We start from the raw sequence: 21,294 nt of genomic DNA on the forward strand, positions 1-21,294 counted from the left end.
CGGCGTGAGCACCGCGGGGCCGGCGACGACCGGACGCCGGGTCGCCCAGGGCGTGGCCGGCGCGGCGCTCCTCATCGCCGTCCTCACCGTGCTCGCCCGGGTCGCCGGGTTCGGCCGCACGCTGGTCTTCACCAACGCCGTCGGCCTGGACAGCACCGGCGACACCTACACCGCCGCCAACACCGTCCCGAACATCGTCTTCGAGGTGGTGGCCGGGGGAGCGCTGGCCTCCCTCGTGGTGCCCATGCTCGCCGGCGGCATCGCCACCGGCGACCGCGAGCGGGTCCGCCGCACGGCGAGCGCCCTGCTCGGCTGGACGCTGCTGGTGCTCGTGCCGCTGGGCGCGCTGCTCGCGCTGCTCGCCGAGCCGATCGCCCGCCTGCTGCTCGGCGCCGGCACCGACGCCGAGGTGGCGCTGGCCGCCCGCTTCCTGCTCGTCTTCGCCCCGCAGGTGGTGCTCTACGGCCTCGCCGTCGTGCTCACCGGCGTGCTGCAGGCGCACCGCCGGTTCGCCGCCCCCGCCGTCGCGCCGCTGGTGTCGAGCGTCGTCGTCGCCGGGGCGTACGCGCTGTTCGCGTGGCTGGGCGGCTCCCGGGACGTCGAGGGGCTCTCGACGCCGGCCGAGCTCGTCCTCGGGGTGGGGACGACGCTCGGCGTGGTCGCGCTGACCCTGCCGCTGCTGCTGCCGCTGCGCCGGCTGCGGCTGGGCCTGCGCCCGTCGCTGCGCTTCCCGGTCGGCGCGGCGCCGCGCGTGCGCCGGCTGGCGCTGGCCGGGGTGCTCACCCTGGCCGGGCAGCAGCTGGTGGCCGCCGTGGCGATCCGGCTGGCCAGCGGCGCCCCCGACGGCACCCAGGTGGCCTACACCGCCGGCCTGACGCTGTTCCTCGTGCCGTGGGCCGCGGTCGCGGTCCCGCTGGCCACGTCGGCCTACCCGCTGCTGGCCGAGCGGGCCGGCACCGGCGACGAGGCCGGCTACCGCCGCGCGCTGGCGCCGGTGACCACGCTGGTGCTCGTCGCCTCGCTCGGCGCCGCCGCGGTGCTCGCCGCCGTCGCCGGGCCCATGGCGCGGGTGTTCCTCGTCGGCGGGCCCGACGCCGGCGTCGCCGCGCTGCGCGACACGATCCTCGGCTTCGCCCCGGGCCTGGCGGGCTACGGGCTGGTCGCCGTGCTCACCCGCGCGCTGTACGCCCGGGGGCTGTGGAAGGCGCCCACCGCGTGCGTGCTCGGCGGGTGGTTGCTCGCCGTCGCCGCCGACCTCGTCCTCTCCGCGCTGCTGCCGCCCGCCGACCGGGCGCTGGCGCTGGCCGCCGGGCACAGCACCGGCGTCACGGTGGCCGGGCTCGCGCTGCTCGCCGTCACCGCCCGGGTGGCGCCCGGCGGGCTGGCCGGCGTGGCCCGCACCGGCCTGCCCGCCCTGCTCGCGGCGCTGGCCGGCGCCGCCGCCGGGCTGCTCACCGCCCGCGCGCTGGGCGCCGACCCCGTGCCCGGCGGGTCGCTGCCCGGCGCGGTCGGGGCCGGGGTGCTCGCCGCCGCGGCCGTGACCGCCGTGGCGGCGGCGGTCATGATGGGGACGGCGCGCCGGCCCCTGCTGGCGGCGGTGCGCGGGCTGCGGACGCCCGGGGGGACGGAGGTGCACGGTGACTGACGCGGGAGGCGCGCCGGGACCGCTCGCCGGCCGCCGCGTCGCCGAGGTGCTGGCCACGAGCACCGGCGGCGTGGGCACCCACCTGCGCTCGGTGCTGCCCGCGCTCGCCGGGGCGGGGGCGGCGGTCACCGTCTGCGGGCCCGTCGCCACCGACGCCCTCTTCGGCTTCTCCGCCGCCGCCCGCTTCACCCCGGTCGAGATCTCCGCCGGCCTCGACCCGCTCGCCGACGCCCGCGCCGTGCTGGCCCTGCGCCGCGCGCTCACCGGCGCCGACCTGGTGCACGCCCACGGCCTGCGCGCGGGGCTGGTGGCCGCCGCCGCGGTGCGCACCGGGCCGCCGCGCCGGCTCGTCGTCACCCTGCACAACGCCCTGCCCGACCGCGCCGGCCCGCTGCGCCGCGTGCTCGCGCAGGCCGAGCGGGCCACCGTGCGCGCCGCCGACGTCGTGCTGGCGGCCTCGGCCGACCTCGCGGAGAACGCGCACCGGCTGGGCGCCCGCGACGTCCGGGTGGCGCCCGTGTCGGCGCCCGCGTTGCCCCCGCCCACCCGCACCCGCGAGGAGGTCCGCGCGGGTCTCGGCCTCGCCGACGGGCGCCCGCTGGTCCTCGCCGTCGGCCGGCTGCACCCGCAGAAGGGCTACGACGTCCTGCTCGACGCCGCCGCCACCTGGACGGGGGAGCCGCGGCCGCTGGTCGCGATCGCCGGCGACGGGCCGCTGGAGGCGGAGCTGTCGGCGCGGATCGCCCAGGGGTCCCTGCCGGTGGCACTGCTCGGCCGGCGCGACGACGTCGCCGACCTGCTCGCCGCCGCCGATCTCGTCGTGCTGCCCTCCCGCTGGGAGGCCCGCTCGCTCACCGCCCAGGAGGCGCTGCGGGCCGGCACGCCGCTGGTGGCCACCCGCGCCGGCGGGCTGCCCGAGCTGCTCGGCGACGCCGCGGTGCTGGTCCCGCCCGGCGACGCCGCGGCGCTCGCGTCCGCGGTCCGCGACCTGCTCGCCGACCCCGCCCGCGCCGCCGCCCTGGCCGCCGCCGGGCGCGAGCGGGCCGCCGGCTGGCCCGACGAGGCGGCCACCGCCCGCACGCTGGCCGCCGTCTACCGCGAGCTGCTGGGCCCGCCGGAGAGCGGCGCGGCATGAGGCGGGCCGCCGTCCTGCTGCTCGCGGTGCTGGGGGTGCTGGCGCTCGCGCTGCCGGGCGCCGGCCCCGCGGCGGCGGCCGGCGACCCCTCGGCCGACCGGGTGCTCGTCGTCGGCGTGCCGGGGCTCGTCTGGGACGACGTCGACCCCGAGGCGACGCCCGCGCTCTGGGAGCTGGCCGACACCTCGCCGATCGGCGCCGGGTCGGTGCGGGCGGCGCGCTCCACCACCTGCCTGCTCGACGGCTGGGCCACCCTCGGTGCCGGCAACCGCGCCCGCTTCCCCGCGCCCGACGAGGCCGCGCCGCCGGTCCCGCTGCCCACCGTGCCGCTGCCCGGGGAGACGCCGGGGGCCGGGCCCGACGCCACGCCGTCGCCCGAGCCGGTGCCCGCCGGCCCGCCGGCCAGCCCCGAGCTGTCGCACTGCGGCCTGCAGGAGCGGCTGGCGCAGGTGGGCCTGGCCGACCCGCTGACCGCCGTGCGCGCCGTCGCCGAGGACCGGGCCACGACCCGCTTCGGCGCCGAGCCCGGCGCGCTGGGCACCGCCGTCGGCTGCGCCACCGCCGTCGGGCGGGCCGCCACGCTGGCCGTGGCCGCGCCGGGGGTGGGGCTGACCCGGGAGGAGGCGCTGCCGGAGGACCCGGCCGCCGTCGCTGCCCTGCTCGAGCCCTGCCCGCTCACGCTGGTGTCCCTCGACGGGCTGGTCGACGCCGGCGTCCCCGCGCCCGAGGGCAGCGAGACCGGCACCGAGCCCGCCTCCCGCGAGGCGGCGCTGGCCGGCATCGACGACGCCGTCGCGCGGCTGCGGGCCGCCGTCGCCGCCCTGCCCGGCGAGACGCTGCTGCTCCTCCACGGCGTGTCGGAGGTCAACGACGGCCGCCCGCAGCTGCACGTGGCCATCGCGTCCGGGCCGGGGTTCACCGAGCCGGGCTGGCTGACCTCCGCCAGCACCGGCCGGGCGCCGTTCACCCAGCTCATCGACGTCGCGCCCACCGTGCTGCGGGCCCTCGACGCCGAGCGGCCGGCGTCGGTCAACGGGCAGCCGCTGGCCGTCGCGGAGGGCCGGCCGGGCACCGCCGAGGCCGTCGCCGAGCTCGAGCGGGCCAACACCGCCGCCGTCACCCACCACCGCAGCACCGGCACGTTCTTCGTCGGGCTGGTCGCCGTCGACGCCGCCGTCGTCGCCCTCGGCCTGCTCGTGCTCGGCCTGCGCGGGCGGGCGCGCCCCCGGCTGCGGCCCCTGCTGGAGGCCGCCGCCCTCGCCGCCGCGTCGCTGCCGGTGGCCACCTACCTCGCCGGGCTGCTGCCCTGGGAGCGCACCGGCGCGCCGCGCTGGGCGCTGGCCGGGTCGGTGCTGCTGGCCACCGCCGTCGTGGCCGCCCTCGCGCTCCTCGGCCCGTGGCGGCGCCGCCGGCTCGGCCCGCCGCTGGTCGTCCTCGGCGTCACGCTCGCCACCCTCGTCGGCGACGTGCTCGCCGGCTCGCCGCTGGAGCTCGACGGCCTGCTCGGGTACGACGCGATCGTCGCCGGGCGGTTCACCGGCTACGGCAACCTGAGCTCCGGGCTGCTCGCCGCCGCCGCGCTGCTGTCGACCGCGGTGCTCGCCACCGCCGCCGGCCGCCGCGCCGGCCGGGGCCGCGACGACGGCGGGCGGGACGACGGCGGGCGGGACGACGGCGGGCGGGACGACGGCGGGCGGCGGCAGCGGCGGGTCACCGGCGCGGTCGTGCTCGGCGCCGGGGCGCTCACCACCGTGCTCGTCGGCACGCCGTCGCTGGGCCGCGACTTCGGCGGCGTGCTCGCGGCGCTGCCCGGCTTCCTGCTGCTGGCGATGCTGCTCACCGGCGTGCGGGTGACCCTCGTCCGGCTCGGCGCGGTGCTCGCCGCCGGGGTGGTCGCCGTCGGCGCGCTCGCCGTCCTCGACTGGACCCGCCCGGCCGACGAGCGCAGCCACCTCGGCCGGTTCGTCGAGCAGCTGCTCACCGGCGAGGCGTGGACGGTGGTCAGCCGCAAGGCGCAGGCCAACGTCGACATCCTGCTCGGTAGCGCGCTGGCCTGGCTGCTGCCCGTGGCGCTGGTGGCCGCGCTGTGGCTGGTCCGCGGCCGGCCGGTCCGCGGCCGGCCGGTCCGCGGCCGGCTGGGCCGCGGGCCGCTGCGGGGACCGGGGCTGCTGCGCGACGGCGGCTCGGGGCTCGCGCGCGTCGACGCCGCGGTGCTGCGCGCGGGGCTGGTCGCCACCGCCCTGAGCCTCGCCCTGGGCGCCGCCGTCAACGACTCCGGGGTGGCGCTGCCGGCCACCGCCGCGGCGCTGCTGGTGCCGCTGCTGGTGGCGCTGGCGGCGACGTCCCCCGCCCGGGGGGACGTGTCCGACGGCACCGCGGGCGAGGACGCCGGTGGTGTTACGGTTGCCTCCCGTGGGTCGACCTGGAACACGTGATCGCGGGCTCCTCCACAACTCCCAGCCGACGAAGTTCGTCTTCGTCACCGGTGGAGTTGTCTCCTCTCTCGGCAAGGGCCTGACGGCCAGCTCGCTCGGCGCGCTGCTGTCCGCCCGAGGCCTGCGGGTGACCATGCAGAAGCTGGACCCGTACCTGAACGTCGATCCCGGGACGATGAACCCGTTCCAGCACGGCGAGGTCTTCGTCACCGAGGACGGCGCCGAGACCGACCTCGACGTCGGTCACTACGAGCGGTTCCTCGACACCGACCTGGGCGCGCGCTCGAACGTCACCACCGGGCAGGTGTACTCCGACGTCATCGCCAAGGAGCGGCGCGGGGAGTACCTCGGGGACACCGTGCAGGTGATCCCGCACATCACCAACGAGATCAAGGCGCGCATCCTCGCCGCCGCCGAGACCGGCGCCGCCGGGGACGACGAGGACGGTGCCGACGGCGGCGTGGACGTCGTCATCACCGAGATCGGCGGCACCGTCGGCGACATCGAGTCGCTGCCCTTCCTCGAGGCCGCCCGGCAGGTGCGCCACGAGATCGGCCGCGACAACTGCTTCTTCCTGCACATCTCGCTGGTGCCCTACATCGCGCCCTCCGGCGAGCTGAAGACCAAGCCGACGCAGCACTCGGTGGCCGCGCTGCGCAACATCGGCATCCAGCCCGACGCGCTGGTCTGCCGCGCCGACCGCGAGATCGGCACCGCGCTCAAGCGCAAGATCAGCCTGATGTGCGACGTCGACACCGAGGGCGTCATCGCCTGCCCCGACGCGCCGTCGATCTACGACATCCCGAAGGTGCTGCACCGGGAGGGCCTCGACGCCTACGTCGTGCGCCGCCTGGGCCTGCCGTTCCGCGACGTCGACTGGACGGTGTGGGGCGACCTGCTCGACCGCGTCCACCGGCCGAAGCAGACGGTGACCATCGCGCTGGTCGGCAAGTACGTCGACCTGCCCGACGCCTACCTGTCGGTCAGCGAGGCGCTGCGGGCCGGCGGGTTCGCCCACCGCAGCCGGGTGCAGATCCGCTGGGTGCCGTCGGACGAGTGCCAGACCCCCGAGGGCGCGGCGGCCGCGCTCGGCGACGTCGACGGCGTCTGCATCCCCGGCGGGTTCGGCGTGCGCGGCATCGAGGGCAAGCTCGGCGCCATCCGCTACAGCCGCACCAACGGCATCCCGACGCTGGGCCTGTGCCTGGGCCTGCAGTGCATGGTCATCGAGTACGCCCGCGACGTCGCCGGCCTCGAGCAGGCCAACTCCGCCGAGTTCGACCCCGACACCCCGGACGCGGTGATCGCGACCATGGCCAGCCAGGTCGACGTCATCGCCGGCGAGCGCGGCCTCGGCGGCACGATGCGGCTGGGCAGCTACCCGGCGGCGCTGCTCAAGGGCTCGCAGGCCGCGGCCGCCTACGGCTCCACGGAGATCACCGAACGGCACCGGCACCGCTACGAGGTGGCCAACGCCTACCGCGACCGGCTCTCCGAGGCCGGCCTGGTGTTCAGCGGCACCTCGCCCGACGGCCTGCTGGTCGAGTTCGCCGAGCTGCCGCGCGAGGTGCACCCGTTCTTCGTCGGCACCCAGGCCCACCCGGAGCTCAAGAGCCGCCCGACCCGCCCGCACCCGCTGTTCGCCGCGTTCGTGGCCGCGGCGATCGAGCGCCAGGAGTCCGCGCGGCTCCCCGTGCCGCTCGACGAGGCCGAGAAGGTCGGCATCTGATGACGGAGCCGGCCGCCGAGGGCGACTACCGCGTCCTCGGCACCGAGACCGTCTACGAGGGCCGGGTCATCCGGCTGGTCAAGGACACCGTCGCGATGCCCGGCGGCGGGGACAGCGTGCGCGAGGTGGTCCGCCACCCCGGCGCGGTCGCCGTCGTCGCGCTCGACGACGACGACAACGTCGTCCTGGTCCGGCAGTACCGGCACCCGGTGGGCGGCTACCTGTGGGAGCTGCCGGCCGGGCTGCGCGACGCCGACGGCGAGGCCCCGCTGCTCACCGGCCAGCGCGAGCTCGCCGAGGAGGCGCTGCTGTCGGCGGAGCGCTGGTCGCTGCTGACGACGACGTTCAGCACGCCCGGCTTCTGCGACGAGCAGGTGCTGGTCTACCTCGCCGAGGGCCTGTCCGACGTCGGCCGGCCCGAGGGCTTCACCGTCGAGCACGAGGAGCTCGACATGACGATCGAGCGGGTGCCGCTGGCCGACGCGGTGCAGCGGGTGTTCGACGGCGCGATCCGCAACTCGGCCGCCGTCATCGGCCTGCTGGCCGCCGCCCAGCACCGCGCCGCGCAGCCGCGGCTGCGTCCCCTCGACGCCACCTGAGGTGTCCTCCCTCTGACGCTCGTGCTCTGCACACCACCGTGTGCAGAGCACGAGCGTCGGCGGGAGGACCTGCCGGCCGGCGGGGCTCGGCGCGCGAGCGGGCGCCGCTCAGCCGACGACGACGGGGCTCGACCAGCCGACCTGCACGTACTCGACCACCTGGGTGTCGAGGTCGAGCACGGCCTCCTCGAGCCAGAACACGTACGGGGTGCCCGGCGTCAGCCCGGTGAGCACCGCGCTCACCTCGCCGCAGTCGCCCCGCTGCGGCGCGTCCACCCGCGGGGGCGCCGGCTGCTCGCCGGCCACCAGCCGCTGGCTGACCGCCGTCACGCGGTAGCCCTGCACGGTCTCGCGGCCGTCGGCCTGCCAGGTGACGGTGGCGGAGCCCGGGCCCGGGACGACGCCCGGCGGCATCTGCCGCAGGCTGCCGTAGCCGCCGCACTGCGCGGGCGGCGGCGTGACCTCCAGCGGCTCGCCGCGGGGGACCATCGGCGCGGGCAGCTGGACGTCCATCCGGCGCGGCACCGGCAGGGCGAGCACGGGCGTGTCGACGGCGGGCTCCGGCAGCGCGGGAACCGCCTGCGGGGTGAGCACCGGCGCGGGCTCCGGGCCGTCGGCGGTGCCGGCGTTGCGGAACGGCGCCCAGGACGCGCTGACCTCCGCGGCGATCTCGGTGGCGGGCGCCGACAGCGCCACCAGCCCGACGGCCGCGGCGGCGGTCACGCGCCCGGCGATCCCGGCGGCCGACGCGCCCCGGCGGCCCCGCCGTCGTCCCCGCGTGCGTCCCGCTCGTCCCACCGACACCTCCCGATCCGCCCGGGACATCGGCACCGGCGGGAGCGATGTCAACCCGAGAACGGGGGAGCAGTGGCGCCGGGACCAGGGGTGGTGGCGCCCGACCCGGGGCCGTCCGGGGCGGGCAGCCGCAGGCCCAGCCGCCCGGCCTCCAGCGCCGCCAGGGCACGCACCGCCGCCGGGTCGCCGGCCCGCCACGCCTCCCCGGTGCCCGGCGGCAGGGCGGCCAGCCGGGGCAGGGGAGCGGTGGCGACGGCGCGGGCGGCCAGCAGGTGCAGGTCGGGGTGCCGGCCGCCGGCCAGCCGGGTCACCGCCGTCGCCTCCCGGATCCAGCCCAGCCGCCACGGCAGCCAGCGCAGCAGCGCCCAGCCGACCGGCAGCACCACCAGCACGACGGCGAGCACGAACGCCAGCGTGCCGACGGCGTCCTGCGCGGCCTGCCCCGCGCCGCGCACCGAGCCCGCGGCGTCGCCGAGCGCGTCGAACGGCGACGACAGCTCGTCGCCGACCACCGGCACGTCCTGCGCCGCGTCGGCCGCCGAGCCCATGCTGTCGGCCACCGAGGAGCCGAGGTCCTCCACCGCGCGGCCGGGCTCGGCGAGCACGAGCACCGCCCCGTGCACCGTGCGCGCCACCACCACCCACAGCACGACCCAGGCCAGCAGCCCCGCGTCGGCGAGCAGCTGGCGCAGCCGGTGGTCGGGTCGGGCGGCGTACAGGCGCATGGATCAGCCTTCCGGGTGGACGCACGGGGACTCGCGCCATCGTCGGCGCTGCGCGGACTGGCGGCAGCCCGGGCGCTGGCTAGGGTCCGGTCTGGTTCCCCACCGGGAGCCACGTCACAGGCGCGGGACCGACGACCTCGGCCCGGCCGTCGCAGAACGGGAGCGGATCGCATGCACGTCGGGGTGCCTCGCGAGGTCAAGAACAGGGAGTACCGGGTCGCGCTGACCCCCGCCGGGGTCACCGAGCTGACCCGGGCCGGGCACACGGTGCTCGTCGAGCGGGGCGCCGGCGAGGGGAGCTCCATCCCCGACGCCGACTTCACCGCCGCCGGCGCGCGGATCGTCGGCAGCGCCGACGACGTCTGGGCCGACGCCGACCTGCTGCTCAAGGTCAAGGAGCCGGTCGAGGAGGAGTACGGCCGGCTCCGCTCCGGGCAGACGCTGTTCACCTACCTGCACCTGGCGGCGTCGAAGTCGTGCACCGACGCGCTCGTGGCCTCCGGCACGACCGCCATCGCCTACGAGACGGTGCAGACGGCGAACGGCGCCCTGCCGCTGCTCGCGCCGATGAGCGAGGTCGCCGGCCGGATGGCGCCGCAGGTCGGGGCGCACAGCCTCGAGCGGGCGCACGGCGGCCGCGGCGTGCTGCTCGGCGGGGTGTCGGGCGTCTACGCGGCCAAGGTCGTCGTCATCGGCGCCGGGGTGTCGGGGATGAACGCCGCCACCATCGCGCTGGGCATGCAGGCCGAGGTCGTCGTCCTCGATCGCGACGTCGACAAGCTGCGCGCCGCCGACGCCATCTACCGCGGGCACCTGCAGACGGTCACGTCCAACTCCTACGAGGTGGAGCGGGCCGTCCTCGACGCCGACCTGGTGATCGGCGCCGTGCTCGTCCCCGGCGCCAAGGCGCCGACGCTGGTGAGCAACGAGCTGGTCTCGCGGATGAAGCCGGGCTCGGTGCTCGTGGACATCGCCGTCGACCAGGGCGGCTGCTTCGAGGACAGCCGGCCCACGACACACGACGAGCCGACCTTCCGCGTGCACGGGTCGGTGTTCTACTGCGTGGCGAACATGCCGGGCGCGGTCCCCAACACCTCCACCTACGCACTGACCAACGTGACGCTGCCCTACGTCATGGCCCTGGCCGGGAAGGGCACGCGGGCGGCGGTCGCCGACGACCCGGCGCTGGCCCACGGGGTCAACGTCGTGGCCGGCGAGGTGGTGCTGCCGGAGGTCGCGGAGGCGCACGGCATGACCGCCGTGCCGTGGGAGGAGCTGCTGTCCTGACCGCCGTCCTGTCGCCCGGTCCCGCCGTCGAGCGGGTGGTGTCCGGCTACCTCGACCACCTCACCGTCGAGCGCGGCCTGGCCGCCAACACCATCGCCTCCTACCGCCGCGACCTGCGGCGGTACACGCAGTTCCTCGCCGGCGCCGGCGTGCGCGGGCTGGGGGAGGTGGCCGAGAGCGACGTCGCCGGGTTCCTCGCCGCGCTGCGCGCCGGGGACGACGAGCACCCGCCGCTGTCGGCCACCTCGGCGGCGCGCGCCGTCGTCGCCGTCCGCGGGCTGCACCGGTTCGCGCTGCTCGACGGGCTGGTCACCGGTGACGTCGCCGCCGAGGTCCGCCCGCCGGCCCCGGCGCGGCGGCTGCCCAAGGCGGTGCCGGTGGAGGCGGTGGTGGCGCTCATCGAGGCGGCGGGGTCGGTCGAGGGGCCGCGCGGGCTGCGCGACCGGGCGCTGCTGGAGGTGCTCTACGGCACCGGGGCGCGCATCTCCGAGGCGGTGGGGCTGGCCGTCGACGACCTCGACCGCGGCCAGGCGGTGGTGCGGCTGGCGGGCAAGGGCGGCAAGGAGCGGATCGTCCCGGTGGGCAGCTTCGCGCTGCGCGCCGTCGAGGAGTACCTCGTGCGCGCCCGCCCGGCCCTGGCCGCCGCCGGGAGGGGCGGCGTCCGGGGCGGGCGGCTGTTCCTCAACGCCCGCGGCGGCCCGCTGTCGCGGCAGAGCGCCTGGGCGATCCTGCGCTCGGCGGCAGAGCGCACCGGCGACGCGTCCCTGGCCGAGCACGTCTCCCCGCACACGCTGCGCCACTCGTTCGCCACCCACCTGCTCGACGGCGGCGCCGATGTCCGCGTGGTGCAGGAGCTGCTCGGCCACGCGTCGGTGACGACGACGCAGGTCTACACGCTCGTCACGGTCGACAAGCTGCGCGAGGTCTACGCGGGGAGCCACCCGCGGGCCCTGTCCTGACGACGGCAGGGCGCCCCGTTCGGCAGGTCCTGCCCACGGCTACCCGCCGGTACGCAGGAACCTGGGCGAGATCCGCCAGCGACCGGCGTGTCCCGTGGATCGGCGCAGGTGATCTCCCTACCGTCGTTCCCGGACCCGAGCGGACCGGGCCGGCCGACCGCGGCCGGCACCGCCGGGGAGCACGGAGGAAGGGCGACTCATGGCGATCCGAGGGGACGTGGCCGGTCAGGCTCTCGCACTCCCGGCCGACGGCGGCGAGATGGGTGCGGCCGCCTCGCGGCTGGACCCGGCCCGCGCGCGTCAGCGCAAGCTGCCGGAGCCCCCGCCGCTGAAGCAGCACGGCCCGGCGCGCGTCATCGCGATGTGCAACCAGAAGGGCGGCGTCGGCAAGACGACGTCGACGATCAACCTGGGTGCCTCGCTGGTGGAGTACGGCCGCCGCGTGCTGCTGGTCGACCTCGACCCGCAGGGCGCGCTGTCGGTCGGCCTCGGCGTCCCCGCGCAGCAGCTCGACCGCACGATCTACAACGCCCTCATGGAGCGGCGCACCACGCTGGCCGACGTCCGCGTGGGCACCGACGTGCCGGGCCTGGACCTGGTGCCCAGCAACATCGACCTGTCCGCCGCGGAGGTGCAGCTGGTCAGCGAGGTCGCCCGCGAGCAGACCCTGCTGCGCGCCCTGGACTCCGTGCGCGACGAGTACGACTACATCCTCATCGACTGCCAGCCCTCGCTCGGCCTGCTCACGGTCAACGCCCTGACCGCGGCGCACGGCGTGGTGATCCCGCTGGAGTGCGAGTTCTTCTCCCTGCGCGGCGTGGCCCTGCTCGTGGACACGATCGACAAGGTCAAGGAGCGGCTCAACCCGTCGCTGGAGATCGACGGCATCCTCGCCACGATGTACGACTCGCGGACCGTGCACTGCCGCGAGGTGTTCAGCCGGGTGGTCGAGGCCTTCGGCGACACCGTCTTCCGGACCGTCATCCAGCGCACCGTGCGGTTCCCGGAGACCACCGTCGCCGGCCAGCCGATCACCACCTGGGCGCCCACCTCGTCGGGTGCGGCCGCCTACCGCGACCTGGCGAAGGAGGTCATCTCCCTGTGACCCGCCGTCCCGTGCTCCCGGGCGCTGCGGAGCTGTTCCGGCGCACCGACACCCCGCCCGCGGCGGAGGTCACCGAGCTGCCCAACCTGGCGTCGGCCACGGCCTCCCCGGCGCTGCGCTCGACGCGCCGCCGTCCGGAGCCCGAGCCCGAGGCGGAGGTCGAGCAGCCCGCGGCGCCGCTCACCCTCGTCCCCGGCGGCGCGCCCGCGGACCCGCTGGCCGCCTACCGCGCGCCGGCGACGCTGCCCGCCCCGGGCGCGCGCACCCGCGGCAAGGCCGCCCGCGCCGCCGGCGCCGGCCGCACCCGGCACGACGAGAAGATCACCGTCTACATCTCGGCCGAGGACCTGCTGGCGCTGGAGAGCGCCCGGCTGTCGCTGCGTGCCGAGCACGGCGTCGCCGCCGACCGCGGCCGGATCGTCCGCGAGGCGATCTCGGTGCTGCTGGCCGACCTCGCCGACAACGGCGAGGACTCCGTCCTCGTCCGCCGCCTGAAGGGCTGACGTCCGAGTCGCCTCCCGCATGCGGGAGGCGACCCAGGGGCCATCAGCGCGACAGAGGCCCCTCCCGGCCGCCGTCGGGAGGCCGGCAGAGTCCGCCTTCCGCGCGCGGGTGACCGGAACTGTCGGTGGGACCGGATACCCTTGCGTTCCGTGAGCACGGGAACGCACGCGGTCGCAGCCGCGCCGGAGGTCGCCGACCCCGGCCGGTTCACCGTGCGGCTCACCAACTTCGAGGGCCCGTTCGACCTGCTGTTGCAGCTGATCGGCCGCCACCAGCTCGACGTCACGGAGATCGCGCTGTCGGTCGTCACCGACGACTTCATCGCCCACCTGCGGGCGCTCGGCGACGAGCTCGACCTCGACCAGGCCAGCGAGTTCCTCGTCGTCGCGGCCACCCTGCTCGACCTCAAGGCCGCCCGGCTGCTGCCCGCCGCCGAGGTGGAGGACGAGGAGGACCTCGAGCTGCTCGAGGCCCGCGACCTGCTGTTCGCCCGGCTGCTGCAGTACCGCGCCTACAAGGAGGCCGCGGGGGTGCTGCGCGAGCGGGAGGCCGAGGGCGCCCGGCGCTTCCCGCGCTCGGCGCCGCTGGAGCCCCGGTTCGCCGGCCTGCTGCCCGAGGTGCTGCTCGGCATCACCCCCGAGCGCTTCGCCGCCCTGGCGGCGCGGGCGCTCGCGCCCAAGGAGCCGCCGACCGTCGGCGTGACCCACCTGCACGCGCCGCCGGTCAGCGTGGCCGAGCAGCTGCTCGCCGTCCGCGCGGCCCTGCTCGGCGCCGGGGCGGTCAGCTTCCGGGCGCTCACCGTCGACTGCTCCTCCACGCTGGAGGTCGTGGCCCGCTTCCTCGCCCTGCTCGAGCTCTACCGCCAGCAGCGGGTCGTGTTCGACCAGCCCACCCCCCTCGGCGAGCTGCACGTGCAGTGGACCGGCCCGGCCACCGTCTCCGCCGTCTCCGACCTCGGGGGAGCGGGGGACGACCGCGCCGACGAGCGGGTCGCCTCGTGAGCGAGCGGGAGGACGAGCGCGGGCCGATCTCCTGGGAGGCGCTGGCCGCCGAGCTGGAGGCCACGCGGGACGACGAGGACGAGGCCGCCGGCGCCGACCCGGCCGTCTGGGACGCCGTCGCCGCCCGGCTCGCCGCGCGGGTGGCCGACCGGCCCGCCCCGCCGGCCGACGACGTCCCGGCCGTCCCCGACGAGCCGCTGGTGCTGCCCGGCATGCCGGAGCCGCCCGCGCCCGAGCCGGTACCCGAGCCGGAGGCCGACCTCGACGACGACCTCGACGACGACGAGGTGCGCGGCGGCGTCGAGGCGCTGCTGTTCGTCGCCGAGGGCCCGGCCGACGAGGAGACGCTGGCCGCCACGCTGCGGGTCGGCGCGCTCCGCGTGCGGGCGGCGCTGGCCGAGCTCGCCGAGGGCTACGACGCCCGGCGCGCCGGCATCGCGCTGCGCCGGGCGGGGGAGGGCTGGCGGCTCTACACCCGCGAGGAGTTCGCGCCGGTCGTCGAGCGCTCGCTCACCGGCGGCGGGCGCAGCCGGCTCACCCAGGCCGCGCTGGAGACCCTCGCCGTCATCGCCTACCGCCAGCCGGTCACCCGGGCGCGCATCTCGGCGATCCGCGGCGTCGGCGTCGACGGCGTCATGCGCACCCTGCTCACCCGCGGCCTGGTCGTCGAGGTGGGCACCGACCCCGACAGCGGCGGCGGGCTCTACGGCACGACCCCGCTGTTCCTCGAGCGCATGGGGCTCACCGGGCTGCACGAGCTGCCGCCGCTGGCCCCGCTGCTGCCCGACGCCACCGCGCTCGCCCGGGAGCAGGAGGGCTGAGGCCGCCGGTGGCACCGGGTGCCGCCCTGGCTACGGTCGGCGCATGACCTCGCGCTCCGCCGCCCGGACGACCGCCGCCCGCACGCTCGCCGCCTCGCTCGCCGTCCCGGCCCTGCTGCTGACCGGCTGCGGCGCCTCGGCGGACGAGCAGCGCCTGGAGGCGTTCTGCGAGCAGGTGCCCGACCTGCTGTCGGACATCACCGACGACGTCAACGCCGTCTACTCCGACCCGCAGAGCGCACCCGACGTGCTGAACGAGGCCGTCGGGAAGCTGGAGGAGGTGCAGCCCCCGGCCGACGCCGAGGAGGTCTGGGGCGACCTGGTGAGCTCCTGGCGGGCCTTCACCGACCTCATCGAGTCGGCCGACCTGAGCGACCCGTCGGCCAACACCGACCTCGCCGAGGAGGCCACCCGGCTGCAGGGCGACCTCGTCTCCGCCGGTGAGGCCGTCGACACCTTCGGCCAGGAGAACTGCTGACCCCTCCGGCACCGGCCGGCGCCGCCGGCGGGGGTGGGAGGATGGAGGGGATGGACACCGCACCGCATCCCGACGACCTCCCCGCCACCCCCGGCGGTGAGGGCTGGTCGGAGGACATGGAGCTCGCCCCCGCCCACCCCGGCGACCGCGAGCCCGCCGCCGCACCCGACGAGCGCGAGGGGGAGCGCCTGCAGAAGGTGCTCGCCCGCGCCGGCGTCGGCTCCCGCCGCGTCTGCGAGGACATGATCGACGCCGGCCGGATCAGCGTGAACGGCTCGGTCGTGCGCGTGCAGGGCATGCGCGTCGACCCGGCCACCGACAAGATCGCCGTCGACGGGCAGCGCATCGAGTTGCGCGACGACCGCGTCACCTACGCGCTCAACAAGCCCTTCGGCGTCATCACCGCGATGAGCGACGACCGCGACCGGCCGACCATCGGCGACATGATCGGCGACCTCGCGCCGGGCCTGGTGCACGTCGGCCGGCTCGACCAGGACACCGAGGGCCTGCTGATCGTCACCAACGACGGCGAGCTCGCCCACCGGCTGGCCCACCCGAGCTACGGCGTCAAGAAGACCTACCTCGCGCAGGTGTCGGGCTCGGTCGGCCGCGACCTGCACCGCACGCTGCGCGGCGGCGTCGAGCTCGACGACGGCCCGGTCAAGGTCGACTCGTTCCGCGTGGTCGACACCCACGCCGGCCAGTCGGTCGTGGAGGTCGTCCTGCACGAGGGCCGCAAGCACATCGTGCGCCGGCTGCTGGCCGCCGTCGGCCTGCCGGTCTCGCGGCTGACCCGCACCGCCGTCGGCCCCATCTCCCTGCAGCGCATGCGCACCGGCTCGATCCGCCGGCTCAGCCGCGCCGAGGTCGGGGCGCTCGAGGAACTCGTCGGCCTCTAGGAGGCCCGGTAGGGCACCCCGCCCCGGCCGGAGCGCGGCCGGGGCGGGGGAGCAGGGACCCGCTCAGCGAGGCAGGGACTCCCGCAGGGGCGCGGCCGTCGTCTCCACCGTCACCGGGGTGCTGAGCACCCGGTCGGCGCCGACGACGCGGTCCGGGCCGGTGAGCGGCACGGTCGCCCGCAGCCGCAGGTCCTCGCTGGAGGCGCCGACGGCCAGGACGACGTCGCCGGCCTCCACCACGCGGCGCAGGTCGCGGCCGGTGAACGACGCCCGGTCGGCGTGCAGCCGGAACGACACCCGCGCCGACGCCCCGGCCGGCAGCTCCACCCGGGCGAAGCCGACCAGCCGGCGCAGCGGCTGCACGGTGCTCGCCACCGGGTCGGACAGGTACAGCTGCACCACCTCGGCGCCGTCGCGGGCGCCGGTGTTGCGGACCGTGCAGGAGACGGTCACCTCGCCGTCGGTGGCCCAGGTGTCGCCGGAGAGCTCCAGCCCGGAGTACTCGACGGTGGTGTAGCCCAGGCCGTGCCCGAAGGGCCACAGCGGCGTCGGGTCGGCCGAGCTGATCCCGCCGGCGCGGCCCAGCGTCGGGGCGAGGTAGGTGGCCGGCGACCCGCCCGGGCCGCGCGGCACCGACACCGGCAGCCGGCCCGAGGGCGACACCCGGCCGCTGAGCACGCCCGCGACCGCGCCGGCGCCCTCCTCGCCCGGGAAGAAGGCCTGCACGACCGCCGCGGCTCGGCCGGCGACCGCGCCGAGCGCGTAGGGGCGACCGGTGAGCAGCACGACGACGACCGGGGTGCCGGTCTCCAGCAGCGCCTCGAGCAGCTCCTGCTGCACGCCGGGCAGCGCCAGGTCCGCGGCGTCGCAGCCCTCGCCGGAGGTGCCGCGGCCGAAGAGGCCCGAGCGGTCACCGACGACGGCGACGCAGACGTCGGCCTCCCGGGCGGCGCGCACGGCGTCGGCGATCCCGCTGCGGTCGGTCTCCTGGACCGGGCAGCCCTGCGCGGTGTCGACCGCCGCACCCGGGAACTCGGCCCGCAGCGCGTCGAGCAGGGTCGGCACCTCCAGGCCCAGCGGCACGTCGGGGTGCTGGACGCCCACGTGGTTGGGGAAGGCGTAGCAGCCCATCAGCGACAGCACCTCGTCGGCGCACGGGCCGACGACGGCGAGGCGGCCCGGCGCGGCCAGCGGCAGCACGCCCCCGGGGTTGTCGAGCAGCACGACCGAGCGCTCGGCGAGGACCCGGGCCAGCTCGCGCAGGTGCGGCGGGTCGAAGTCCAGCGCGCCGCCGTCGCGCAGCACCGGCGGCTCGGGGTCCCACCCGGCGTCGAGCAGGCCGAGCTCGCCCTTCTGCAGCAGCACCCGCTCCACGGCCCGGTCCACGAGCTCCACGGGCACCGCGCCCGAGCGCAGCCGCTCCAGCAGCGGCTCGCCGTAGCAGCGCACGGTGGGCAGCTCGACGTCGACGCCGGCGGTCAGCGCGAGCTCCGCGGCCTCGCCGGGGGAGCCGGCCACGGACTGGGTGGTCTCGAGGAACGAGACGCCGAAGTAGTCGGCCACCACGACGCCGTCGAAGCCCAGCGTGCCGCGCAGCAGGTCGGTGAGCAGGCCCGGGTCGGCGGCGGGCGGGACGCCGTCGACGGCCGCGTAGGAGTGCATGACCGAGCGGGCGCCGCCCTCGCGCAGCGCCGTCTCGAACGGCGGCAGGACGACGTCGGCGAGCTCGCGGGCGCCCATCCGCACCGGGGCGTGGTTGCGCCCGGCGCCGGAGGCGGCGTAGCCGGCGAAGTGCTTGAGGGTGGAGACGATCCCGGCGCCCTCGAGGCCGCGCACGTAGGCGGTGCCGAGCGCCGCGACGAGGTACGGGTCCTCGCCGATGGTCTCCTCGGTGCGGCCCCACCGGGCGTCCATGGTGACGTCGAGGACCGGCGCGAGGCCCTGGTGGACGCCGATGGAGCGCATGAGCTCGCCGATGCCGGCGGCCATCCGCTGCACGGTGGCCGGGTCGAAGGTGGCGCCCCAGGCCAACGGGGTCGGGAAGACGGTGGCCTGCCAGGCGGCCAGGCCGGTGAGGCACTCCTCGTGGGCGAGCGCCGGGATGCCCAGCCGCGAGCCCTCGACGATGCCGCGCTGGGTGGCGGCGAGCACCCTCGCGCCGGTGAGCGGCTCGACCGGCACGGTGCCGAACACCCGGGTGAGCTGGCCCAGGCCGGGCCGGGTGAGCTCCTCCCACGGCGGCAGCGGCTCGGAGAACTCGTGCTGGTTCGGGGCGACGTCGGCGCCGCCGTCGGAGCCCTGGTCGATCGTCGTCCAGACGCCGTAGAGCTGGGCGACCTTCTCCTCGAGGGTCATCTGCGCCATCAGCTCGCCCACCCGCTCGGCCAGCGGCCGGGCCGGGTCCCGCCAGTCGCCGGCGGGGGGTGCGTCGAGCAGGGAACGGTCGGTCACGCGGGGACTCCAGACGTGCGGGGAGGACGGCCGGGGCTGGTGCCGCCCGGCCGGGGGAGGGAGGTCAGGGACGCCGGGCCGTGGAGGCGCGCGGCACGAGGGTGGTGGCCAACTCGACGCGCTGGCTGGCGAGCTCCTGGCCGTGGATCAGTTCGAGCAGCATGCGGCCGGCCATGCGGCCCATGTCGACCAGCGGCTGGCGGACGGTGGTCAGGGGAGGGGAGGACCAGCGGGCCATCGGCAGGTCGTCGAAGCCGACGACGGAGAGGTCGTCGGGCACCGACAGGCCGGCCTGCCGCGCGGCCTCGAGGACCCCGAAGGCCTGCTCGTCGCTGCCGGCGAACACCGCGGTCGGGCGGTCGGGCAGCTCGAGCAGCTCGCGGGCCCGCTCGTAGCCGCCGTCGTGGTGGAAGTTCCCGTGCCGGACCAGCGCCGGGTCGGCGGGGATGCCGGCGCGGTCGAGGGCGGCCCGGTAGCCGTCGATGCGCGCCCGGCTGCACAGGTAGTCCTCGGGCCCGCCGATCACCGCAATCCGCCGGTGGCCCAGCTCGATCAGGTGCTCGGTGGCGGCCATCCCGCCCGACCAGTTGGTGGCGCCGACGCTGGGCACGTCGGGGCCGGGCATGTCGGCCGGGTCGATGACCACGACGGGCAGGTGCGAGCGGCCCAGCCGGCGCTGGTCGGCGGCGGTGATCCGGGAGGCGACGACGATCGCGCCGCGGCGGCCGCCGGCGATCAGCGAGCGCACCCAGTCCCCGCCCTGCGGCCGGGCGGCGAGGGAGTCGAGGACCATCTCCAGCCCGCTCTCGGTGATGCCGCGCAGCAGCTCCACCGCCCACGGGCTGTCCAGGGCGGTGAAGACGACGTCGACCAGCGGGCTCTCGGGCTCGGCGACCGCGCGGCGGGCCTGCGGCACGTAGTCGTACTGGTCGAGCAGGGCGAGGACGCGCTGCCGGGTGGCGGGGGCGACGTCGGTCTTGCCGTTGACGACCTTGGAGACGGTGGGCAGCGAGACGCCGGCCGCGGCTGCGATGCTCGCGAGGGTGGGGCGGCCGGCCGTCTGCTCGGTCACTGTCCGTCCTCCGTCGGTTCGCCGGGGTCCGGCCTGCGACGGGGAGCGGCACACCGCCCACCGGCGTCGGTGCCGGACGATCGTGGTCCGAGAAGCTATCGAAACATCTCCGAAACCGCTAGCCCCGACCCATCCACGCTGGTCAGTCCGCGAGCCCGACCGACGAGGCCGGATCGTGACCCGCGACACGCCGTCCGCATCGGGACCCCGGCGTTGACACGTCCGGTGACCTGCCTTACGTTCTCGCACCACCCCGAAACTTTCGGTTTTCAACGTCGAAACAGAAAGGCGGCCATGGGATGACATCCCGGCGTCTGACCCGAGGCACCGCAACTGCCGGCGCTCTCCTCCTCGCAGCGAGCCTGGTCGCCTGCGGCTCCTCCGGCCCTGCCGGCGGCGGCGGCGGTGGCGGCGGCGACGCCGCCCAGGTGTGGGCCCTGCAGGACACGGTCCTCAACCCGATCGAGCAGGCCTCGATCGACCGCTTCAACGAGTCCTCCGAGGCCGGCGACTTCGAGCTGGCGACGTTCGGCAACGACCCGTACAAGCAGCGGCTGCGCACCGCGATCAACTCCCCGCAGGCCCCCGACCTGTTCTTCAACTGGGGCGGCGGCAACCTCAAGGAGTACGTCGACGCGGGCCGGATCGAGGACCTGACCCCGCTGCTCGACGAGAACCCCGAGCTGCGCGACGCGTTCCTGCCCAGCGTGCTCGCCGGCGCCGAGCTCGACGGCAGCGTCTACGGCCTGCCCATGCGCGGCATGCAGCCGGTCGTCCTCTTCTACAACAAGGACGTCCTGGACGCCGCGGGCGTCGCCGTCCCCACCACCTGGGACGAGATGCTGGCCGCCGTCGACGGCCTCAAGGCCTCGGGCGTCACCCCGATCGCCCTGGCCGGCAGCCAGGCCTGGACCGAGCTCATGTGGGCCGAGTACCTGCTCGACCGCGTCGGCGGCCCGGAGGTCTTCCAGAACATCCGCGACGGCGAGAACGGCGGCTGGCAGCAGCCCGAGGTGCTCGAGGCCATGGGCCTGCTGCAGGACCTCATCGAGCGCGGCGCGTTCGGCGAGGACTTCGCCTCCGTCGGCTACGACGTCGGTGGCGCCTCGACGATCCTCGCCCAGGGCGACGCCGGGTTCCACCTGATGGGCTCGTGGGAGTTCACCAACCAGCTCGGCCAGAGCCCCGACTTCGTCACCGGCGGCGGCCTCGGCTGGGCGCCGTTCCCGGCCGTGACCGGCGGCGCGGGCGACCCGTCGAACCTGGTGGGCAACGTGTCGAACTTCTACTCGCTCACCGCCGACTCCCCGAACCGCGAGGCGGCCGAGGAGTTCCTCACCACCGCGCTGACCGACGAGGAGTACATCTCCGACCTCATCGAGGCCGGTGACGTCCCGCCCGTGCAGGGTGTCCGTGAGCAGCTGCAGGAGACCGACAACGCCGAGTACTCGACCTTCATCTACGACCAGACGGTCGAGGCGGCCAACTTCCAGCTCTCCTGGGACCAGGACCTGAGCGCGGACGAGGCCACCGTGATGCTCGAGCAGCTGTCGCGCTTCTTCCTCGGCGAGATCGACGCCCAGGGCTTCGTCGACGCCCTGGCTGCCTGACCGAACGGAGTACGACGGATCGTGGCCATCCGAGGGTCGTCCGC

At 76.6% G+C, this 21,294-nt stretch carries 18 protein-coding genes; 14 read left to right on the forward strand and 4 right to left on the reverse strand.

The window, feature by feature from the left end; all coding sequences use genetic code 11:
• Nucleotides 1–4 precede the first annotated feature (4 nt).
• From murJ to ACI78R_RS10625, 5 genes are read left to right on the forward strand one after another with little or no spacing between them, the layout of a single operon-like run.
• Nucleotides 5–1,645 (forward strand): murein biosynthesis integral membrane protein MurJ, encoded by a 1,641-nt coding sequence (gene murJ / locus ACI78R_RS10605; protein ID WP_457040688.1) that lies wholly within the window; start codon nt 5–7, stop codon nt 1,643–1,645.
• Nucleotides 1,638–2,780, forward strand: a complete 1,143-nt coding sequence (locus tag ACI78R_RS10610) for a glycosyltransferase family 4 protein (RefSeq protein WP_457040689.1) — start codon at nt 1,638–1,640, stop codon at nt 2,778–2,780. Before murJ ends, ACI78R_RS10610 begins: the two co-directional genes overlap by 8 nt.
• A complete protein-coding gene (locus ACI78R_RS10615; RefSeq protein WP_457040690.1) occupies nt 2,777–5,215 on the forward strand; it encodes a hypothetical protein in 2,439 nt (812 codons plus the stop codon). The genes ACI78R_RS10610 and ACI78R_RS10615 overlap by 4 nt, the downstream gene beginning before the upstream one ends.
• Nucleotides 5,193–6,944: a CTP synthase gene (locus tag ACI78R_RS10620; RefSeq protein WP_073419663.1), complete on the forward strand. Its 1,752-nt coding sequence runs from the start codon at nt 5,193–5,195 to the stop codon at nt 6,942–6,944. The genes ACI78R_RS10615 and ACI78R_RS10620 overlap by 23 nt, the downstream gene beginning before the upstream one ends.
• Nucleotides 6,944–7,543 (forward strand): NUDIX domain-containing protein, encoded by a 600-nt coding sequence (locus ACI78R_RS10625; RefSeq protein ID WP_073419664.1) that lies wholly within the window; start codon nt 6,944–6,946, stop codon nt 7,541–7,543. The genes ACI78R_RS10620 and ACI78R_RS10625 overlap by 1 nt, the downstream gene beginning before the upstream one ends.
• A gap of 108 nt (nt 7,544–7,651) precedes the next feature.
• Here ACI78R_RS10625 and ACI78R_RS10630 read toward each other — a convergent pair whose 3' ends face one another.
• Both ACI78R_RS10630 and ACI78R_RS10635 read right to left on the reverse strand, forming a co-directional pair.
• Complete coding sequence (locus ACI78R_RS10630) at nt 7,652–8,266, reverse strand: fibronectin type III domain-containing protein (protein WP_073419665.1); 615 nt, start codon at nt 8,264–8,266, stop codon at nt 7,652–7,654.
• Nucleotides 8,267–8,388: 122 nt separating this feature from the next.
• A complete protein-coding gene (locus ACI78R_RS10635; protein ID WP_336026185.1) occupies nt 8,389–9,063 on the reverse strand; it encodes a hypothetical protein in 675 nt (224 codons plus the stop codon).
• Nucleotides 9,064–9,246: 183 nt separating this feature from the next.
• Between ACI78R_RS10635 and ald the strand changes: the two genes are divergently transcribed.
• From ald to ACI78R_RS10675, 8 genes are all read left to right on the forward strand, one after another.
• On the forward strand, nt 9,247–10,350 hold the full coding sequence (ald, locus tag ACI78R_RS10640) for an alanine dehydrogenase (RefSeq protein WP_457040691.1): 1,104 nt from the start codon (nt 9,247–9,249) through the stop codon (nt 10,348–10,350).
• Nucleotides 10,329–11,309, forward strand: coding sequence for a site-specific tyrosine recombinase XerD (locus tag ACI78R_RS10645; protein WP_457040692.1), 981 nt, complete (start codon nt 10,329–10,331; stop codon nt 11,307–11,309). Before ald ends, ACI78R_RS10645 begins: the two co-directional genes overlap by 22 nt.
• 199 nt (nt 11,310–11,508) lie before the next feature.
• Nucleotides 11,509–12,414: a ParA family protein gene (locus ACI78R_RS10650; RefSeq protein ID WP_073419668.1), complete on the forward strand. Its 906-nt coding sequence runs from the start codon at nt 11,509–11,511 to the stop codon at nt 12,412–12,414.
• Nucleotides 12,411–12,917 (forward strand): hypothetical protein, encoded by a 507-nt coding sequence (locus ACI78R_RS10655; protein ID WP_073419669.1) that lies wholly within the window; start codon nt 12,411–12,413, stop codon nt 12,915–12,917. The genes ACI78R_RS10650 and ACI78R_RS10655 overlap by 4 nt, the downstream gene beginning before the upstream one ends.
• Before the next feature lie 150 nt (nt 12,918–13,067).
• The gene (locus ACI78R_RS10660; RefSeq protein WP_457040693.1) at nt 13,068–13,919 is read left to right on the forward strand and encodes a segregation and condensation protein A; all 852 of its coding nucleotides are present in this window, start codon (nt 13,068–13,070) and stop codon (nt 13,917–13,919) included.
• Nucleotides 13,916–14,740, forward strand: a complete 825-nt coding sequence (gene scpB / locus ACI78R_RS10665; protein ID WP_457040694.1) for an SMC-Scp complex subunit ScpB — start codon at nt 13,916–13,918, stop codon at nt 14,738–14,740. Before ACI78R_RS10660 ends, scpB begins: the two co-directional genes overlap by 4 nt.
• A gap of 43 nt (nt 14,741–14,783) precedes the next feature.
• A complete protein-coding gene (locus ACI78R_RS10670) occupies nt 14,784–15,218 on the forward strand; it encodes a hypothetical protein (RefSeq protein WP_073419671.1) in 435 nt (144 codons plus the stop codon).
• Between the two features lie 50 nt (nt 15,219–15,268).
• The gene (locus tag ACI78R_RS10675; RefSeq protein WP_073419672.1) at nt 15,269–16,117 is read left to right on the forward strand and encodes a pseudouridine synthase; all 849 of its coding nucleotides are present in this window, start codon (nt 15,269–15,271) and stop codon (nt 16,115–16,117) included.
• Between the two features lie 63 nt (nt 16,118–16,180).
• Here the strand turns inward: ACI78R_RS10675 and ACI78R_RS10680 are convergent, their stop codons facing one another.
• Together ACI78R_RS10680 and ACI78R_RS10685 are read right to left on the reverse strand one after the other, a co-directional pair.
• Entirely contained in the window at nt 16,181–18,568 is a 2,388-nt protein-coding gene (locus tag ACI78R_RS10680) for a beta-xylosidase/alpha-l-arabinosidase (protein ID WP_457040695.1), read from the reverse strand.
• Nucleotides 18,569–18,632: 64 nt separating this feature from the next.
• Entirely contained in the window at nt 18,633–19,640 is a 1,008-nt protein-coding gene (locus ACI78R_RS10685; RefSeq protein ID WP_457040696.1) for a LacI family DNA-binding transcriptional regulator, read from the reverse strand.
• A 428-nt stretch (nt 19,641–20,068) separates the two neighbouring features.
• Between ACI78R_RS10685 and ACI78R_RS10690 the strand changes: the two genes are divergently transcribed.
• Nucleotides 20,069–21,250, forward strand: coding sequence for an extracellular solute-binding protein (locus tag ACI78R_RS10690; RefSeq protein ID WP_457040697.1), 1,182 nt, complete (start codon nt 20,069–20,071; stop codon nt 21,248–21,250).
• The last annotated feature ends 44 nt before the right edge of the window (nt 21,251–21,294 follow it).

It is taken from the genome of Geodermatophilus sp. SYSU D01106, assembly GCF_054049995.1.